Annotated in this window: 16 protein-coding genes; 8 read left to right on the forward strand and 8 right to left on the reverse strand. The window is 62.6% G+C overall.

The annotated features are described in order from the left end of the window. The gene (locus AOA62_RS32545) at positions 1 to 135 is read left to right on the forward strand and encodes a hypothetical protein (RefSeq protein ID WP_017136475.1); all 135 of its coding nucleotides are present in this window, start codon (positions 1 to 3) and stop codon (positions 133 to 135) included. An 8-nt stretch (positions 136 to 143) separates the two neighbouring features. On the opposite strand, the gene AOA62_RS24390 is transcribed toward AOA62_RS32545, so the two are convergent. Continuing rightward, positions 144 to 1178, reverse strand: coding sequence for an AraC family transcriptional regulator (locus AOA62_RS24390; RefSeq protein WP_099550027.1), 1035 nt, complete (start codon positions 1176 to 1178; stop codon positions 144 to 146). Positions 1179 to 1182: 4 nt separating this feature from the next. Beyond that, entirely contained in the window at positions 1183 to 2313 is a 1131-nt protein-coding gene (locus AOA62_RS24395) for a carbon-nitrogen hydrolase family protein (protein ID WP_099550028.1), read from the reverse strand. A 212-nt stretch (positions 2314 to 2525) separates the two neighbouring features. Here AOA62_RS24395 and AOA62_RS24400 point away from each other — a divergent pair, with 212 nt between their 5' ends. Both AOA62_RS24400 and AOA62_RS24405 read left to right on the forward strand, forming a co-directional pair. After that, positions 2526 to 4565 carry an NADPH-dependent 2,4-dienoyl-CoA reductase gene (locus AOA62_RS24400; protein WP_099550029.1) on the forward strand — a complete coding sequence of 680 codons (2040 nt, stop codon included), beginning with the start codon at positions 2526 to 2528 and terminating at the stop codon, positions 4563 to 4565. Between the two features lie 56 nt (positions 4566 to 4621). Continuing rightward, complete coding sequence (locus AOA62_RS24405; RefSeq protein WP_099550030.1) at positions 4622 to 5512, forward strand: 1-aminocyclopropane-1-carboxylate deaminase/D-cysteine desulfhydrase; 891 nt, start codon at positions 4622 to 4624, stop codon at positions 5510 to 5512. Here AOA62_RS24405 and AOA62_RS24410 read toward each other — a convergent pair. The 3 genes from AOA62_RS24410 to AOA62_RS24420 all read right to left on the reverse strand — a co-directional run bounded on the left by AOA62_RS24410 (position 5509) and on the right by AOA62_RS24420 (position 8135). After that, positions 5509 to 6054 (reverse strand): cytochrome b, encoded by a 546-nt coding sequence (locus AOA62_RS24410; protein WP_017136480.1) that lies wholly within the window; start codon positions 6052 to 6054, stop codon positions 5509 to 5511. The two genes, AOA62_RS24405 and AOA62_RS24410, sit on opposite strands and share 4 nt — an antisense overlap. Positions 6055 to 6168: 114 nt before the next feature. After that, on the reverse strand, positions 6169 to 6996 hold the full coding sequence (phnX, locus tag AOA62_RS24415; protein ID WP_099550031.1) for a phosphonoacetaldehyde hydrolase: 828 nt from the start codon (positions 6994 to 6996) through the stop codon (positions 6169 to 6171). A gap of 29 nt (positions 6997 to 7025) precedes the next feature. Next, on the reverse strand, positions 7026 to 8135 hold the full coding sequence (locus AOA62_RS24420) for a 2-aminoethylphosphonate--pyruvate transaminase (RefSeq protein WP_099550032.1): 1110 nt from the start codon (positions 8133 to 8135) through the stop codon (positions 7026 to 7028). 114 nt (positions 8136 to 8249) lie between these two features. On the opposite strand from AOA62_RS24420, the gene AOA62_RS24425 reads away from it, so the two are divergent. Further along, positions 8250 to 9107: a LysR substrate-binding domain-containing protein gene (locus tag AOA62_RS24425; protein ID WP_017136483.1), complete on the forward strand. Its 858-nt coding sequence runs from the start codon at positions 8250 to 8252 to the stop codon at positions 9105 to 9107. A 117-nt stretch (positions 9108 to 9224) separates the two neighbouring features. Here AOA62_RS24425 and AOA62_RS24430 read toward each other — a convergent pair whose 3' ends face one another. Further along, complete coding sequence (locus AOA62_RS24430) at positions 9225 to 10097, reverse strand: LysR substrate-binding domain-containing protein (protein ID WP_017136484.1); 873 nt, start codon at positions 10095 to 10097, stop codon at positions 9225 to 9227. A gap of 255 nt (positions 10098 to 10352) precedes the next feature. Here AOA62_RS24430 and AOA62_RS24435 point away from each other — a divergent pair, with 255 nt between their 5' ends. Together AOA62_RS24435 and AOA62_RS24440 are read left to right on the forward strand one after the other, a co-directional pair. Then, positions 10353 to 11666: an MFS transporter gene (locus AOA62_RS24435; protein ID WP_017136485.1), complete on the forward strand. Its 1314-nt coding sequence runs from the start codon at positions 10353 to 10355 to the stop codon at positions 11664 to 11666. A 110-nt stretch (positions 11667 to 11776) separates the two neighbouring features. After that, positions 11777 to 12484, forward strand: a complete 708-nt coding sequence (locus AOA62_RS24440) for a YebC/PmpR family DNA-binding transcriptional regulator (RefSeq protein ID WP_099550033.1) — start codon at positions 11777 to 11779, stop codon at positions 12482 to 12484. Between the two features lie 123 nt (positions 12485 to 12607). Here AOA62_RS24440 and AOA62_RS24445 read toward each other — a convergent pair whose 3' ends face one another. Beyond that, positions 12608 to 13912 carry a protein kinase gene (locus tag AOA62_RS24445; RefSeq protein ID WP_099550051.1) on the reverse strand — a complete coding sequence of 435 codons (1305 nt, stop codon included), beginning with the start codon at positions 13910 to 13912 and terminating at the stop codon, positions 12608 to 12610. Between the two features lie 40 nt (positions 13913 to 13952). Next, positions 13953 to 15047, reverse strand: a complete 1095-nt coding sequence (zapE, locus tag AOA62_RS24450) for a cell division protein ZapE (protein WP_017136488.1) — start codon at positions 15045 to 15047, stop codon at positions 13953 to 13955. Between the two features lie 224 nt (positions 15048 to 15271). Here zapE and AOA62_RS24455 point away from each other — a divergent pair, with 224 nt between their 5' ends. Next, entirely contained in the window at positions 15272 to 15763 is a 492-nt protein-coding gene (locus AOA62_RS24455) for a spore coat U domain-containing protein (protein ID WP_169988243.1), read from the forward strand. Then, entirely contained in the window at positions 15757 to 16299 is a 543-nt protein-coding gene (locus AOA62_RS24460; RefSeq protein WP_099550034.1) for a spore coat U domain-containing protein, read from the forward strand. The genes AOA62_RS24455 and AOA62_RS24460 overlap by 7 nt, the downstream gene beginning before the upstream one ends. Positions 16300 to 16313: the final 14 nt, after the last annotated feature.

Consider the following 16313-nt stretch of genomic DNA (forward strand, 5'->3'; position numbering starts at 1 on the left):
TTGCAGGTCATTTATCTGCAAGCGCTTTTAACCAAGAAGGAGTCCGCCATGGACGAATACCAGGAAGAACTGCTGGAGTACCACGCGTTTGAACTGGATCCGCTGGATCCGGCCGATGACGCCACCGAGCTGTAACACCGACTTCAGGCGGAATGCCGCTGACTGCGGCGAAATTCCCCTGGGGTCTGGTTGTTCCACCGCCTGAAGGCCCGCTGAAAGGCTTGGGCTGAGGCAAAACCGAGCAAGTAGGCGATCTCGCCGAACGCCAGTTCCGTGTCGCGAATGTAGGTCATGGCCAGATCGCGGCGGGTATCGTTGAGAATTGCGCGAAACTGCGTGCCTTCGTCGGCCAGTTTGCGCCGCAGTGTCCAGGTTGGCAGCTTCAGGCGTGCCGCCACTTCTTCCAGGTCGGGTTCCCGGCCGCCATTGAGCATCGGCCCGAGCAACCTTGTAATGCGCTCGCGCAGGCTGCGGGTGCGGGTGAGTTGCTCCAACTCCTGTTCACATAACTTCAACAACAGCTGCCAGGTGCTGGGGCAATGCTGCGGGTTACGCAGACTCAGGGTTGGCTGGTTGAGGCGCAGTTGGTTGGCCTCGGCACCGAAATGCACGGGGCTGTCACCCAGCACGCGGTACTGGTCGCTGTACTCAGGGGCTTCAAACTCGATGTCGATGCGCTGGGCCTGCACCGGTTGTTGGGCCAGGCTCGACAATTGCTGCAGCCAGCCGGCGATGATCGAGTCCACCACAAAGCGGTTGTAGGCGTTGTATGGGCTGATGGAATAGAAGCGCAGCCAAGCGCCTTCGGCGTCCTCATGAAAGCTCGACTGGCCACGATAGTTGGAGCCGTACAGCGCTTCAAACCGCGTCAGTGCGCGCGCCGCTTCGCGTACGTTCGGCGCCTGTGCGGCGGTGACGCCGGCCAATCCCGCCTGGCTCAGACGGCTCAATTGACCCATGCGCAAGCCCAGGCCGGGGTCGCCGGTCAGTTGGATGGCGGCGTGGCCCAGGCGCATATAGCGCGGGATCGACAGGCGCGCCCCGGCTTCGGCAAGGCGCGCCGGGTCCAGGCCGTATTGCAGCAGCAGCGGCTGAGGGTCCAGGCCGTGGCTGTGGACGGCGTCGGCCAAGGACTGAACAAAGCCCACCGACAAGTCCCCAAGGCGCACCGGCTTCACGGCGTTACAGCCAGATATTCAGCAGGCGCGCGCCACGGGCGTCGTTGCCCGCCGTGACGTGCCCGTCGTTGCTGAGGAAGCTGTGCCCGGCGGTGCCCAAGTCCCAGAACTGCCCACGCAGGAACACACTCATGCCGGCGCTGGCCTGGCTGATGGGCTGCTGGCTGATCAGGGTGAGGCGGCGCCAGGCTTCGCCTTCGCTGAGTTCTTCGGGCTTGAGGCTGATTTCCGGCGGCGTGGACACGCTTTTAAAGCCGCGCCATGGGCGGTCCCAGGTGTCGCGGCCGGTGACGAAGGCCGGCACGGCCACCAGTTGCGCACCTTGCTCGTTGAGCTTGCGGTAATTGTCCGGGTACCAGCTGTCGCTGCCGATCAGGATGCCCAGGCGCCCGGCCGGGGTGTCGACCACGCTGACGATATTTTCGTCACCCGGGGCGATAAACCCGCGCTCATCGTAAATCGGGTAAAGCTGGCGCTGTGGCTCGCCGATGGGCAGGCCATCGGCCGCAAACACCACGCTGGCGTTGTACAGCGCGCCATGGCCAATGTGCAGTTGGCCCTGGCTGACACTGGGGTTGGGCAGCGCGATGGAGCCGGCCACCAGGGTCACGCCGAATTCTTTGGCCAGGCCGCCGAACAGCACTTGATAGTCGCGTGCCATGGCCGGTGCCTTCATACGCAGGTAGGCGTCGTCCATGCGGTTATCGCCTTTGGCGCTGATCCAGGCGCGGGCAAACTGCAACGGGTTGCTGGCGGACAGCCAATTCATGGCGTCCTTGAGGTGAGTGGCCTGGTACAGCTCATTCTTTTCGCCGCTGAGCATCAGCCAGGTGCCGATATGTTCCGGCAGCACGACGACGGTCTTGGCGTTGATCAAACCTTGGTCGCGGGCCTTTTGCAGGTAGGCCGAGAGTTTCAGGTGCAAGCGTTCCAGGCTCTGGTAATCAGCAGGGAACAGCTCGGGTTGGATGCCCAGCAGGTTGCCACGGTCGGCGGGCTCGCCTTCATTGACGGCCAGGGTGATACGCAGGTCCGACAGGTAATGCGCCACGGGGCGCTCCTGGGTCCAGACCAGATACGCGGCGATGGCGGCAACCAGGGCCATGGAGACGGTTAACGCTAGAAGTTTACGCATGGGGCAACAGACAACAGACCGTGTGCAGGGTTCGCCGACTAGGGTAGGGCTGATGCACCGGCTTGCCAAGGGGCACTGTGCATTTGGATCAATAACTTGTCAGTTACGGTCATTGAGCGGTCGTCCATCGCCTCTTAGTCTGTGGGACATAAACCGATGGCAAGCCGTTCGAGCCTGCCACGTCCCGTGATGATCCGTTGTGGAGCTGTACCATGACCGCTGCTGCCTACCCGCACCTGCTGGCCCCGTTGGACCTGGGTTTTACCACCTTGCGCAACCGCACCCTGATGGGCTCGATGCACACCGGCCTGGAAGAAAAGCCCGGCGGCTTCGAACGTATGGCCGCCTATTTTGCCGAGCGCGCCCGTGGCGGCGTTGGCCTGATGGTCACCGGCGGCATCGGCCCGAACGATGAAGGCGGCGTATATGCCGGTGCCGCCAAACTGACCACCGACGAAGAAGCGCAAAAGCACAAGATTGTGACCCAGGCCGTGCACGCAGCGGGCGGCAAGATCTGCATGCAGATCCTCCACGCCGGTCGTTATGCCTACAGCCCCAAGCAGGTGGCGCCGAGCGCGATCCAGGCGCCGATCAACCCGTTCAAGCCCAAGGAGCTGGACGAGGAGGGCATCGAGAAGCAGATCCAGGATTTCGTCACCTGCTCGCTGCTGGCCCAGGTGGCCGAGTACGACGGCGTGGAAATCATGGGGTCCGAAGGCTACTTCATTAACCAGTTCCTCGCCGCCCACACCAACCATCGCACCGACCGTTGGGGTGGCAGCTACGAAAACCGCATGCGCCTGGCCGTGGACATCGTGCGCCGGGTACGCGAAGCAGTAGGTCCGAACTTCATCATTATCTTCCGCCTGTCGATGCTCGACCTGGTGGAAGGCGGCAGCACCTGGGAAGAGATCGTGCAACTGGCCAAGGCCATCGAAGGCGCCGGTGCGAGCATTATCAACACCGGTATCGGCTGGCACGAAGCGCGTATCCCCACCATCGCCACCAAGGTGCCGCGTGGTGCGTTCAGCAAGGTCACCGCCAAGCTGCGTGGCGCGGTGCAGATTCCGTTGATCACCACCAACCGCATCAACACCCCGGAAATAGCCGAGCAGATTCTGGCTGAAGGCGATGCGGACATGGTCTCGATGGCGCGCCCGTTCCTGGCCGACCCGGAGTTCGTCAACAAGGCCGCTGCCGGCCGCGCGGATGAAATCAACACCTGCATCGGCTGCAACCAGGCCTGCCTGGATCACACCTTTGGCGGCAAGCTGACCACCTGCCTGGTCAACCCGCGTGCCTGCTACGAGACCGAGCTGAACTACCTGCCGGTCAAGCAGATCAAGAAAATTGCGGTGGTCGGTGCCGGGCCTGCGGGGCTGGCGGCGGCCACCGTGGCGGCTGAGCGCGGCCACCAGGTGACCCTGTTCGATTCGGCCAGCGAGATCGGCGGCCAGTTCAATATCGCCAAGCGCGTGCCGGGCAAAGAAGAGTTCTTCGAAACCCTGCGCTACTTCAAGCGCAAATTGCAGACCACCCACGTCGAGCTGTGCCTCAACACCCGCGTGGATGTGGCGCAACTGGCGGCGGGCGATTACGACGAGATCATCCTGGCCACCGGCATTGCGCCGCGCACGCCGGCGATTCCGGGCGTCGACAACGCCAAGGTGCTGAGCTACCTGGATGTGATTCTGGAGCGCAAGCCGGTGGGCAAGCGCGTGGCGGTGATCGGCGCCGGCGGCATCGGCTTCGACGTCTGCGAGTTCCTCGTGCACGAGGGCGTGTCCACCAGCCTGGACCGCGAGGCGTTCTGGAAAGAGTGGGGCATCGACACCCAACTGCAAGCCCGTGGCGGTGTGGCCGGCATCAAGCCGCAACCCCACGCACCGGCACGTGAAGTGTTCCTGCTGCAACGCAAGACCTCCAAGGTCGGCGACGGCCTGGGCAAAACCACCGGCTGGATCCATCGCACAGGCTTGAAGAACAAGCAGGTGCAGATGCTCAACAGCGTTGAGTACCTGAAGATTGATGACGATGGCCTGCATATCCGCATCGGCGCCGAGGGCGAGCCGCAGGTACTGGCGGTGGACAATATCGTCATCTGCGCCGGGCAAGACCCACTGCGCGAACTGCAGGATGGGCTGGTCGCGGCCGGCCAGAATGTGCACCTGATCGGCGGCGCCGATGTGGCGGCCGAACTGGATGCCAAGCGCGCCATCAACCAGGGTTCGCGTCTGGCTGCCGCGCTGTAAAACGACCCAAGGGGCGGTGTTAGACTACCGCCCCTTTTTCATTCAGATATCCCCCGATGGGTCCCTTCGACTGGTTTCCTCAGGCACCGCTTGAACCGTTGCCGCTCGGCTGGCTGAACGGGGTCGAGTTGGCCGTGCTGCGCCTGGACTGCATCGATCCACTGATCAGCGGCAACAAGTGGTTCAAGCTCACCCAGCACCTGGCCAATGCGCAACAGGCCGGTGCCGATGGGATCATCAGCCTGGGCGGCGCTCATTCCAACCATCTGCACGCGTTGGCGGCGGCCGGCAAACATTTTGATTTCCCCACCGTCGGCCTGTTGCGCGGCCACCCTCAAGACACGCCCACCATCCTTGATCTGAAAGCCTTCGGCATGCACCTGCATTGGCTGGGGTACGGCGGTTATCGTGCGCGTCACGACGCCGGTTTCTGGCGGCCATGGCGCGAACAGTATCCCCATCTTTATCCCGTGCCCGAGGGCGGCGGTGGAAGGGCCGGCGCAATGGGTTGCGGGGTGTTGGTTGAGCAGGTGCGCGCTCAACTGAACAGGCTCGGCTGGGCTGATTACGACGCGTGGTGGTTGGCGGCGGGCACCGGCACCACACTGGCCGGGTTGGCGCTGGCAGAGGCGGGCGTGCATCCGGTGTTCGGCGCCTTGGCGGTGCCGGATGATCACGGGGTTGCCCAGAACGTGCAGGCCATCGTGCAGCACGGCTATGAATTGCTGGACGCGAGCCGAGGCGGCTTCGCCAAGGTCGACCCGTTATTGCTCGATTTTATCCAGGCGACGGAACAGGCAGGCGGCTTACCGTTGGAGCCGCTCTATACTGGCAAGGCCTTGCTGGCGTTGAAGCAACAGATCGAGGCCGGACGCTTCGCCCCCGGCACTCGCTTGATCTTCGTGCACACCGGCGGCCTACAAGGCCGCCGGAGCATGGAGAGCTAGCGCTTGGGCATCATGCGTAACACGGTGTTATCGCGCATGAAGTAATGGTGATACAGGCCGGCCACGGCATGCAGGCCGATCAGCCAATAACCGACGGTGCCGCCCAGCTCGTGCCATTCTTTGATCTGTTTGGACAGGTCTTTGTTTTCGCCAATCAAGGGCGGCAACTCGATCCCGTAAAACATCACGGAATGGCCCTGGGCACTGACGATCAGCCAGCCGAAAATCGGCATGCCGATCATGAACAGGTACAGCGCCAGATGCATCAGTGTTGCCAGTGCCGATTGCCATTGCGGCGGTGCCGGCACGATCTTTGGTGCAACGCCCAAGGTGCGGGCAAACAGGCGCAGCCATACCAGCACAAACACTGTCAGGCCGAACATGTAGTGCATTTCTACAATCAGGGCCCGCCCGCCACTGCCTTTGGGAAAGATCCCGCGAAACTCAATGCAGGCGTAAACCACCGCCAGCAGCACCACCATCAACCAGTGCAGCGCAATCGACATGGTGCTGTAGCGGGTATCGGAGTTTTTCCACGGCATCGCTTGGTTCCTCACTCATCAGGGCATACTTCCGTTCTTTCGCGACGGAATCCTATAACTGTATGCCGGTTTTGAGCGGTGCGCCTGACGTAAATGCTGTTGTTTTGATCTCAATCAGTCGCTTTGCGGCATTTCACCGCGGGCCAGGCGCTGGTTTATATCGGTGATCACCGCAGGCAGGTCGTTGATGGTGTCGATCAGGTAGTGCGGTCGCGAACCCTCGAACAACTTCTCGATGCGTGTGCGCTCGCTGGCCAGGGCGGTGGCGTCCAGATCACGAAATTGCTCGTAGGTCAGGCCCAGCGCATTGCCGGAGCAGGTCAGTGCCACGGTCCACATGCCGGCGCGACGGCCTTCGAGGATGCCCGGTACGGTATCGTCGACCTTCACGCACGCCGCCACATCGTCAATGCCCAGCGCGATCACGTTGGCCAGTGCCTGGGCGGGCCACGGGCGGCCGTTGGGCACTTCGTCGGTGGCGACCACGTGGTCGGCGATGTAGCCGTTGGTGGCGGCCAGGGCGACCACCTTGTCCATCACCTGTTTGGGGTAGCCGGAGCAGGAGCCGATCTTGATGCCTTGCACACGCAGGCGGGCGATGGTGTCGAGGGCACCGGGGATCAAGGCCGAGTGCTCGGCGATTTTCTCGATCTGCAAGGGCATGAAACGCTGGTAGATCGAGGTCACGTCGTCATCGGTCGGCGTGCGGCCAAAGGCTTTGCGGTAGCGTTCGGCGACCTGCGGTTGGTCGCAGAGCGTGCGGATATGGTCCCACTTGCCCATGCCCATCGGGCCACGGGCTTCTTCGATGGAGACTTGCACGTCGAACTCGGCAAACGCCTCGACAAAGATCTGCGTGGGCGCGAAAGAGCCGAAGTCGACCACGGTGCCGGCCCAGTCGAGGATCACGGCCTGGAGGGTGTTGGGGTTTTGATAGTTCATGGTTCAAATCCTGTGGGTAATGGGGGCAATCAGATGTCCAGCACTTCCATTTCTTGCAGCACCTGGCCGATCGCCTCGACCGCCGCCTGCATGCCCTGCGCGTCAACGTGGCCGATGCAGCCGACGCGGAAGGTTTCTACTTGGGTCAATTTGCCGGGGTAGAGAATGAAACCCTTGGCCTTGACCCGCTCGTAGAAGTCCTTGAACTGGTAGCGCGGGTCTTTTGGCGCATGGAAGGTGACGATGATCGGCGCCTGGATGGCGGCTGGCAGGAAGCTGCGCAGGCCCAGTGCGGCCATGCCGTCGAGCAGCGTCCGGCAGTTGTCGGCGTAGCGTTGATGGCGTGCGGGCAGGCCGCCTTCTTCCTGGTATTGCAGCAAGGCTTCGTGCAGCGCGGCGACCACGTGGGTCGGCGGGGTGAAGCGCCATTGGCCGGTCTTGGCCATGTAGTTGTGCTGGTCGAACAAGTCCATCGCCAGGGAATGGCAGTTGCCTTGGGCGCCCGCCAGTGCCTGTTTGTCGGCGAAGACAAAGCCCATGCCCGGCACGCCTTCCAGGCACTTGCCCGAGGCGGCGATCAGCGCGTCAAACGGCACTTCGCGGGCGTCGATCGGCAGTGCGCCGAAGGAACTCATGGCGTCGATGATCAGGCGTTTATCGTGCTGTTTAACCACCTGCGCGATGTCCGGCAGCGGGTTGAGAATGCCGGTGCTGGTTTCGCAGTGGATCAACGCGACGTGAGTGATCGCCGAGTCGGCGTGCAGCAGGCGGTCGACGTCGGCGGCGGTGGTGGGTTCGTCTTCAGCGGTTTCGAAGGTGCTGAAGTCGCGGCCGAGCACTTCGCAGATCTTCGCCAGGCGCTTGCCGTAGGCGCCGTTGATCAGCACCAGTACCTTGCCGTTGCGCGGCACCAGGGTGCCAATGGCCGCTTCGACGGCAAAGGTGCCGCTGCCTTGCAGGGGCACGCAGTGGTGGCTGTCGGTGGCGTGCAGGATCGCCAGCAATTGTGTGCAGACGCTGGCGGTCAGTTGGTTGAAGCGGTCATCCCATGACCCCCAATCCACCATCATTGCCTGACGGGTGCGGTTCGAAGTGGTCAAGGGGCCAGGGGTTAGCAGGATCGGCGCGGCAGTGCTCATCTCAAGTCCTCGCAAGGTCATTGGGGGGTGAAGCTACGGCGCCTAAATTGCAGTTTGGCTTGTCATCAATCAAATTGTTTGTTGTTATGCGAGCTATCAGTGAGGCCGATAGCTATGAATTTGTTTCAACTGCGTGCATTCGATGCCGTGGCCCGCGAGGGCAGCTTTACCCGTGCCGCCGCACGGCTGTTCATCAGCCAGCCGGCGGTGACCGGGCACATCAAGGCCCTGGAAGAGCACTACCAGATCGCGCTGTTGCGCCGTACCGCCCGGCGGGTGGAATTGACCGAGGAGGGCACGCGTCTGGCCGCGATCACTCGGGCAATTTTCGGTCTGGTGGATGAAGCGCAGGCGTTGCTCGAAGCCAATCGGCAGTTGCTCAGCGGACGCCTGGAAGTGGCCGCGGACGGCCCGCATCTGGTGATGCCGATGATCGCCAGCCTGCGTGCCCGTTACCCCGGCATCACCGTGAACCTGCGTCTGGGCAATGCCCAGGAAACCCTGGCGGCGCTGCTCTCCGAGCATGCGGATGTGGCGGTGCTGACGGAGGTGGAACCGCGCAATGGCCTGCACCTGCAGCCGTTGAGTGAGTCGCGGATTTGCGCGCTTGTCCCGGCCAGCCACCCGTGGGCGGCACTGCCCAAGGGCATTCGCCTGGAACAGCTCAACGAGGTGATCATGGTATTGCGCGAGCCCAGCTCCATCACGCGGCGAACCTTCGATGATGCGTGTGGAGCTGCGGGTGTGCAGCCCAAGGTGCTGCTGGAACTGGACAGCCGCGAGGCGGTGACCGAAGCCGTGGCGGCCGAGTTGGGCGTAGGCGTGGTGTCGTCAATGGAAGTCAGCCAGGACCCGCGTGTGCAGGCCGTGACGATTCAGGGCGATGGGTTGTTGAACCGGCATATGCTCGGCTGTATGGAGCGGCGCCGCTCGTTGCGGCTGATTCAGGCGTTCTTTGAGTTGGCGTCTTGAGTTGAAGACCGAGTCGAGGCCATCGCGGGCAAGCCCGGCTCCCACATTGGTCCGGTTACTCAGGTACTACTCGGTCAACTGTGGGAGCCGGGCTTGCCCGCGATGAGGCCCTAAAACTCAGCGCAAACTGTCCCGCACAATATCGAGAAACGTCGCCACCACCCGCCGCGAACTCTGCTCCTTGAGGCACACCAGCGTTTCCTTCATGCGCTGGCTGCAATCGCGGATCGGCAGGGCATACACCCGCGAGTCGGCGCCGAGTTCCGCTGCCGACACCACGCCCACACCAATCCCCACCACCACCGCCTCCCGCGCGGCTTCGCGGCCTTCCACCTGGATCGCCGGGCGGATGCGCAGCCCGGCCTGACGCATTTCCTGCTCCAGGGTCTGACGGGTGACCGAGCCGATTTCCCGCAGTACCAGCGGCGTGTCATCCAGGTCGGCGAGGCAGATGGATTCACGCCCGGCCCACGGGTGGTTGCGCGCCACAAAGGCGAGTAGCTGCTCATCGGGCAGCGGCAACGACAGCAGGCGTTCATCGTCGACATCGCGCCCCAGCAGGGCCAGGTCGGCCTGGTAGTTGTACAGGCGAAACAGCGATTCATCCGTGTTGCCGGTTTCGATCTTGACGCTGATCCCCGGATACAACTGGCAGAAGCGTGCGATCTGCGGCAACACGTGCACGGGCGCGTCCACGGCCAGGGTGAGGGTGCCGGTGAGCAGGGCGCGGGAGTCTTGCAACAGCTCTTCGGCTTCGGCCTCGATCACAAACAGGCGCTGGGTGATGCCGAGCAGACGCTCGCCCAGGTCGGTGAGGCGCACGGCGCGTTTGTTGCGGTGAAACAGCAGCACGCCGAAGCGTTCTTCGAGCTTGCGCACCTGGTCGGAAATCGCCGGTTGCGTCAGGAACAGGCGTTCAGCGGCCTGAGTGAAACTGCCGTGTACGGCCACGGCGTGGAAGGCTTTGAGCTGGGCGTGGGAAACCGACATCGCAGATCCTCTTACAAGCTGAGCTTATAGGTGAAATACGATAAATCGATTTTACCTATTAGTCAGCCATTGCTTTGATACGCCAACCGCCGACGGCTGAGTCCTACAACCGCGGCGTCCATGGGTTCTGGCAAACCGGACCCATCTGACCAATGCCGCGCCCTCCAGGGCTTGGCATTGCAGTGCTCAACCATAAAAACAACAGGCATTTGCTTCTAGATCCTGCCGGCACACTCACCTGAGGTCAGAACCACAATGAATATCCAAACGGGTAGCATCAAGCGTTGGCGCGTGCAGATTTTCGCCATCACCTGGCTGGCGTACGCCGCGTTCTATTTCACTCGCAAAGCGTTTTCGGTGGCCAAGCTGGGCATCGTCGATGACCCCAGTTTCCCCCTCGACAAAATGATGATGGCCAACCTTGATGGCCTGTACCTGGCGGCCTATGCCGTGGGGCAATTCACCTGGGGCATGCTGGCGGACCGCTTCGGGCCACGGGTGGTGGTGCTGGGCGGATTGTTGATTTCTGCCGCAGCGGCGTTGGTGATGGGCACCTTTGCCACCTTGCCGATTTTTATCAGTTGCATGTTGATCCAGGGGCTGGCGCAGTCCACCGGCTGGTCGGGGCTGTGCAAAAACCTCGGCAGTTTCTTCCCGGCGCAGCAACGCGGGCGGGTGTTGGGGTTGTGGAGTTCGTGCTACGCCTTTGGTGGCCTGGTGGCATCGCCCTTTGCCGGCTGGTGGGCTTACACGCTGATCGGCACGTGGCATGCGGCGTTTATTTCCAGCGCGGCGGTGGTGGCGGTGGTGGCTGTGCTGTTCTTTATCTTCCAGCGCAATACACCGCAGGATGTCGGCTTGCCGGCTGTTGAGCCGGAGCCGGTCGTGGCGGCCGACACACAGCGAGTCAGCGTGCTGGAACCGCTGCGCGCGATTCTGCGTAACCGTACGGTGCTGGTCTTGGGCCTGGCGTACTTTCTGTTGAAACCGGCGCGTTACGCGATCCTGTTGTGGGGGCCGGTGATCGTTTATGAGCAAATGCCCTCGGTGGGCAAGGTGGGTGCGGCCATCGTGCCCACGGCGTTCGAGTTGGCCGGGTTGCTGGGGCCGATCATGATCGGGCTGGCGTCCGACAAACTCTTCGGCGCCCGGCGCATGCCGGCCTGTGTGCTCAGCCTGCTGGCGCTGACCGTGGCCCTGGCGTTGTTCATGGGCGCGCTGCACACCGGTAGCGTGATGCTGGTGATGGCCCTGCTGTTTGTGATGGGCCTGACGCTGTATGGGCCTGACTCGATGATCAGCAGCACGGCGGCCATCGACTTCGGCACCGCCAAGGCCGGCGCCACGGCCGCAGGCTTTGTGAACGGTTGCGGTTCGGTGGGGGCGATCCTTGGCGGCCTGCTGCCGGGCTACTTCGATACGGTCACGGTGTTTATCGTATTTGCCGGCGCGGCGTTGTTTTCTTCACTGGTGCTGATGCCTTACTGGAACGCCAGGCCCGCCGCGCTGGCGCAGGTTGGCGACTTTGTGCCCGACCGCAACGTCACGATCAAACCCTTGCGCACCTGAGGCACTTGGCCGGTTTTTTGGTGGATTAGAGTGTTTTTGCGCTATAAACTCTGCCCCCAAAGCGCCGGCCAGTAGACGTTTCGGCGCGATGGACGAAAAGAGAGTGAGTCATGGGCGCACAGTGGAAAGTCAAACATAAAGAAGCGGCATCCAATGCCAAGGGCAAGATCTTCGGCAAGCTGGTGAAAGAAATCACCATCGCCGCCCGCAACGGCGCCGACACCGCGACCAACGCCCACCTGCGTTTGGTGGTAGAACAGGCCAAAAAGGCCTCGATGCCCAAGGAAACCCTGGAACGCGCGATCAAGAAGGGCGCCGGTCTGCTCGGCGAAACCGTGCAGTACCACCGCGTGACCTACGAAGGTTTTGCCCCGCACCAGGTGCCGCTGATCGTTGAATGCGTGACCGACAACATCAACCGTACCGTGGCAGAAATCCGCGTGGCCTTCCGTAAGGGCCAACTGGGCGCTTCCGGTTCCGTGGCGTGGGACTTCAACCACGTCGGCCTGATCGACGCCGCGCCGGACAGCCCGGACGCCGACCCGGAAATGGCCGCCATTGAAGCCGGCGCACAGGATTTTGAAGACGGCGAAGAAGAAGGCAGCACCTTGTTCATCACCGAAACCACCGATCTTGATGCGGTGCAAAAAGCACTGCCAGAGCAGGGTTTCACCGTGTTGTCGGCCAAGCTGGGCTACATCTCGAAGAACCCGGTCAGCGGTTTGACCGATGAGCAGATGGCTGAAGTCGAAGCCTTCCTGGAAGGCTTGGACAACCATGATGACGTGCAGGATATGTTCGTCGGGTTGGCTGGCTGATTTATCGCTGAATAAATGCCGGCAAAAAATGTGGGCGCTGGCTTGCCTGCGATAGCGGTGGAACATTCACCTACTCAGTGACTGATCCACCGCTATCGCAGGCAAGCCAGCTCCCACATTGGTTTAGTGGTGTGGCAGAGCGTGCAGCAACGCTTCGATTTCTTCAAAGCTCGGGCGCGCCAATACATCGGGCTGGCAGCAGCTTTGTTGCAGCGCCACCAGTGCTTCATTATTGAAGCCTTCTTCTACCCGCTCCAACAACTCCCCCAGCAACACCCCGAATGCACGCACTTCAATGCGTTGCAACGCCCTGGTTTCCTGCGTGTCTGCCGTGACATGGAACGACGCCGCGCCAAAATCCCCAAGCAAACAATCACCCGCCGCATTCCACAGAATATTGTGGCCGTACAGGTCGCCATGGGTAATGCCATGTCGGTGCAGATGCGCCGCCATCGAGGCGATGCCGCGTGCCATGCGCAAAGCCACTTCGGCACTGAAGCGCGTACCCGGTGCGTAGATATCGCGGGTGCATGACGCCAGGCTCGGCAAGGCCGCGAGGTTGCGGTAACTCGGGTCGATCAGGTCCATCACCAGGGCTGCCTGGTCCTCCGGGTGGCCGACCACGCGCCCCTCCACCTTGATCAGATTCGGGTGCAGCCCGGCGGCGATGCAGGCCTGCATTTCATGCAGCGGCGAGCCGTCGCTGGTGATCGTGCCTTTGTAGAGTTTGACCGCGACCGGCAACGCTGGCGGCTTCCACAACGCCTTGCGGATGATCCCCGAAGCGCCTTCGCCCAACACCTCGCCCAGTTCCAGTTCAGCCCAAGGGATATTCGGCGTTGCATCATCGCTCGCCACTTCAACGGCGATTTCCACCGGGTTACCGGCATAGGCCAGCCAGGTCAGGCTCGGCAGCGTCAGCAGCCATGGCGGCAGTTGGGTGAAGCGGTTGGAGGCGATACGCAGCAGCTCGAGGTTTTTGCAGTTGAGCAGACTATGCGGCAGGTCCGTCAGGTGGTTGCCGGCCAGCATCAGCTTTTGCAGGAGTGGGCGCTCGCCCAGCTCGCCGGGTAACTGGCTGATGCAGTTGTCGGTGAGGATCAGCCAGCGTAACTGTGGTGGCAGCGCGGCGGCGGGTACGTGGCTGATCTGGTTGGCTTTAAAGCCGATCATGCTCAGGTTGGCGCACTGGCCCAGGCAGGCGGGTAGCTCAGTGAAGGCGTTATCCGAGCAGAACAGCACGCGCAGGTGCGCCAGCCGATACAGGTCGTCGGGCAGGCTGCTCAGGGCGTTGCCGGTGAGGTTGAGGATTTCCAGGCTGTCGGCCAGCTCGAAGATTTCCGGCGGAAATTCGGTCAGCCCGCAAGACAGGTCCAGGCGTTTGATACCGGCCAATTGGCCAGCCTTGAGTTGGGCGAGGGTATTCATGAACGGCGCGGTCACTCGGCAAGGTGGGCGTGAAAGGCGCTCATGATACCGGGTCGGGCGCGGGTTGCGGGCACACCGTTTGTAATTGGTTCAGCCGGCTGGCGGTGCGGGCGAGGTCAATGGCCTGGCCTTCCAGGGCACGCGCCAGGGGTTGCTGGCCGATCAGGGTCAGGCGCTTGTCCTGGTCGTAGAGCACGTCCACCAGGTTGATAAAACGCTGTTGCACGGCGATCGGGCAGTCAGCCAGGGAGGGCAGGCCGTCGATGACCCAGTGGTCGAAATCCTCGCACAGCAACAGGTAATCCATCACGGCGGTGAGCTGTTCACACAGGTCGTTGAAGGTGAACACGATGCTGCGCGCCTGATGGCTGCGGCAGAGCAATCGGCGGTTGCCGACCTTCAGGGTTTGCGCCGCGCCAGGTGTGGCGGGCAGCCCGAGGACTTCGCGCTGGGCGGCGCTACCGGGCCATACATATTGGCCGCCGGTGAAACGCTGTTCGGCATGGGCCTGGGGCAAGCTGCGAAAATCCTCGGGCGAGCTGACTTCCAGCACCTGCATGCGCGTGGCGATCAAGTCGATCACCGGCTTGAAGCGCTGGTGGTACAGCGGGTTGGGCAGCAGGCCGTCGGGGGCGTAGTTTGAGGTCACCAGCACCAGCACGCCACGCTGGAACAAGGCCTGGAACAGGCGGCTGATGAGCATGGCATCGCCGATATCGTGGACGTGGAATTCGTCGAAACACAGCACCCGGCAATCGGCCAGCAGCTCGTCCAACGTCACGCCCAGGGCGTCGTCCTGTTCGCGGTGCTGGAACATGCCTTGGTGCAGGCGGGTGAAAAATGCATGGAAGTGCACGCGTTGCTTTTGTGCAATCGGCAGCGCCTGGAAAAACCCATCGAGCAGCCAGCTTTTGCCACGCCCCACCGGGCCGTGCAGGTACAGGCTGCGCGTCGGCTGGCCGGCGAGCAGGTGCCGGGTTTCGCGGGCGAGGGCGGTAATCGCCTGGGTTTGGCCGGCGCTGAGGGTATAGCCCTGGTCTCGGGCCTTGTTTTCAAAGAACGCCGGGATAGGCGAGGCGCCTGTCAGCGCGGTTTTTTTACCCAGCAGACGCTGAATCAGGGAAAACACAACCAATGCACGTCACTCTGTATGTCGGTGGTTGCCCACTTTAGGGCGCTCGCGTCGATTTGACCAATACAGAACGGCGCCCCCCGCTATCTCGAAAAGGCATGTAACGCCCGCCACCCGGCCCAGACTGGCAGTTTCGCCCTTTGAGGCTAACCTCTTACAGAGCAATCACCCCTGTACAAGGATTTGGGGCCGTGAAGGGACGAGGCGTTTTGGCAGTCATGGGCACGATGCTCTGCAGCACGGTTTACGCTGCGCAACTCCAGGTGGAGGTGCGCATCGACGTGCAACGGGGCTGCCAGTTGGTGGGCACCACCCGCAGTGCGGGCATCGAGCAACTTGGCGTGTTGGATTTTGGCAGCGGCCCGCGTCTGGATGACCCGGCCGGGCCTCTGAGTGCGGCGCTTATCAGCCAGCGCCAACCGCGCCTGGAGTGCAACCCCGACACCCCTTACCAACTGCGCGTTGACGGCGGCCTGCATGGCGGCAGCGGCGAAGTGCGCTACCTGAGTGCTGCGACGCCCTCGAGCAAACCGATTCCCTATCGTATCTATGCCGATGCCGCGCGGCGTATCGCTTTGCCGGTCAATGAACCGCTGAGCGGGCGTGTGCCCGACTCCGGCAGTGTCGACCTGCCGCTGTATGGGCGCATTGAGCCACTCAAGGACATCCCGGCGGTCGGTCGCTACACCGACCTGCTCAAGGTCACCGTCACATGGTAAGCCGCAGCTTGGCCCTGGCGGCCATGGGCGGCCTGTTGCTGCTGGCCGATGACGCCCAAGCGGCGGTCGCCGGGCAGATCCACGCTCGGCTGGTCATCACCGCCAGTTGCCAGGTGAGCAAAGACATCGAGAGCGCGCCGGTGAGCCCCGCCGGCGGTAGTGCGCTACTGGATTTCGGCACCCAGGGGCCTACATGGAGCCACCCGTTGGGTGCGGGTGTTACCGATGGCAGCAAGGCGCCGCTGTCGGTGTCCTGCAACCCCTCGGTGGTCAGCAGCTTCACCGTGACCATCGACGGCGGCGCCCATGGTGATGGCACCACAAGGCGCCTGAGTAACGGGCGCCAGACCATTCCCTATCAACTGTCGGCTGACTCGCTCGGCCGGCGCAGCTACAGCATTGGCGAGCAACGCAATTTCGTCGTGACCAAGGGCACACAAGTACCGATCCCGGTATTCGGCTCGGTGGTGGCGAATACCAGGGCCTTACCGGCCGGCATCTACACAGACACCCTGACGGTGACTCTGGATTGGTAAACGATGAGGATGGA

This window comes from Pseudomonas sp. 2995-3, from assembly GCF_002742565.1.
GTDB lineage: Bacteria > Pseudomonadota > Gammaproteobacteria > Pseudomonadales > Pseudomonadaceae > Aquipseudomonas > Aquipseudomonas edaphica.

Excerpts from the sequence above, each read along its gene's own strand:
- AOA62_RS24395 (WP_099550028.1), bottom strand. The coding sequence starts at position 2,313 with ATGCGTAAACTTCTAGCGTTAACCGTCTCCATGGCCCTGGTTGCCGCC.
- AOA62_RS24400 (WP_099550029.1), top strand. The coding sequence starts at position 2,526 with ATGACCGCTGCTGCCTACCCGCACCTGCTGGCCCCGTTGGACCTGGGT.
- AOA62_RS24405 (WP_099550030.1), top strand. The coding sequence starts at position 4,622 with ATGGGTCCCTTCGACTGGTTTCCTCAGGCACCGCTTGAACCGTTGCCG.
- AOA62_RS24410 (WP_017136480.1), bottom strand. The coding sequence starts at position 6,054 with ATGCCGTGGAAAAACTCCGATACCCGCTACAGCACCATGTCGATTGCG.
- phnX (WP_099550031.1), bottom strand. The coding sequence starts at position 6,996 with ATGAACTATCAAAACCCCAACACCCTCCAGGCCGTGATCCTCGACTGG.
- AOA62_RS24420 (WP_099550032.1), bottom strand. The coding sequence starts at position 8,135 with ATGAGCACTGCCGCGCCGATCCTGCTAACCCCTGGCCCCTTGACCACT.
- AOA62_RS24425 (WP_017136483.1), top strand. The coding sequence starts at position 8,250 with ATGAATTTGTTTCAACTGCGTGCATTCGATGCCGTGGCCCGCGAGGGC.
- AOA62_RS24430 (WP_017136484.1), bottom strand. The coding sequence starts at position 10,097 with ATGTCGGTTTCCCACGCCCAGCTCAAAGCCTTCCACGCCGTGGCCGTA.
- AOA62_RS24435 (WP_017136485.1), top strand. The coding sequence starts at position 10,353 with ATGAATATCCAAACGGGTAGCATCAAGCGTTGGCGCGTGCAGATTTTC.
- AOA62_RS24440 (WP_099550033.1), top strand. The coding sequence starts at position 11,777 with ATGGGCGCACAGTGGAAAGTCAAACATAAAGAAGCGGCATCCAATGCC.
- AOA62_RS24445 (WP_099550051.1), bottom strand. The coding sequence starts at position 13,912 with ATGAATACCCTCGCCCAACTCAAGGCTGGCCAATTGGCCGGTATCAAA.
- AOA62_RS24455 (WP_169988243.1), top strand. The coding sequence starts at position 15,272 with ATGCTCTGCAGCACGGTTTACGCTGCGCAACTCCAGGTGGAGGTGCGC.
- AOA62_RS24460 (WP_099550034.1), top strand. The coding sequence starts at position 15,757 with ATGGTAAGCCGCAGCTTGGCCCTGGCGGCCATGGGCGGCCTGTTGCTG.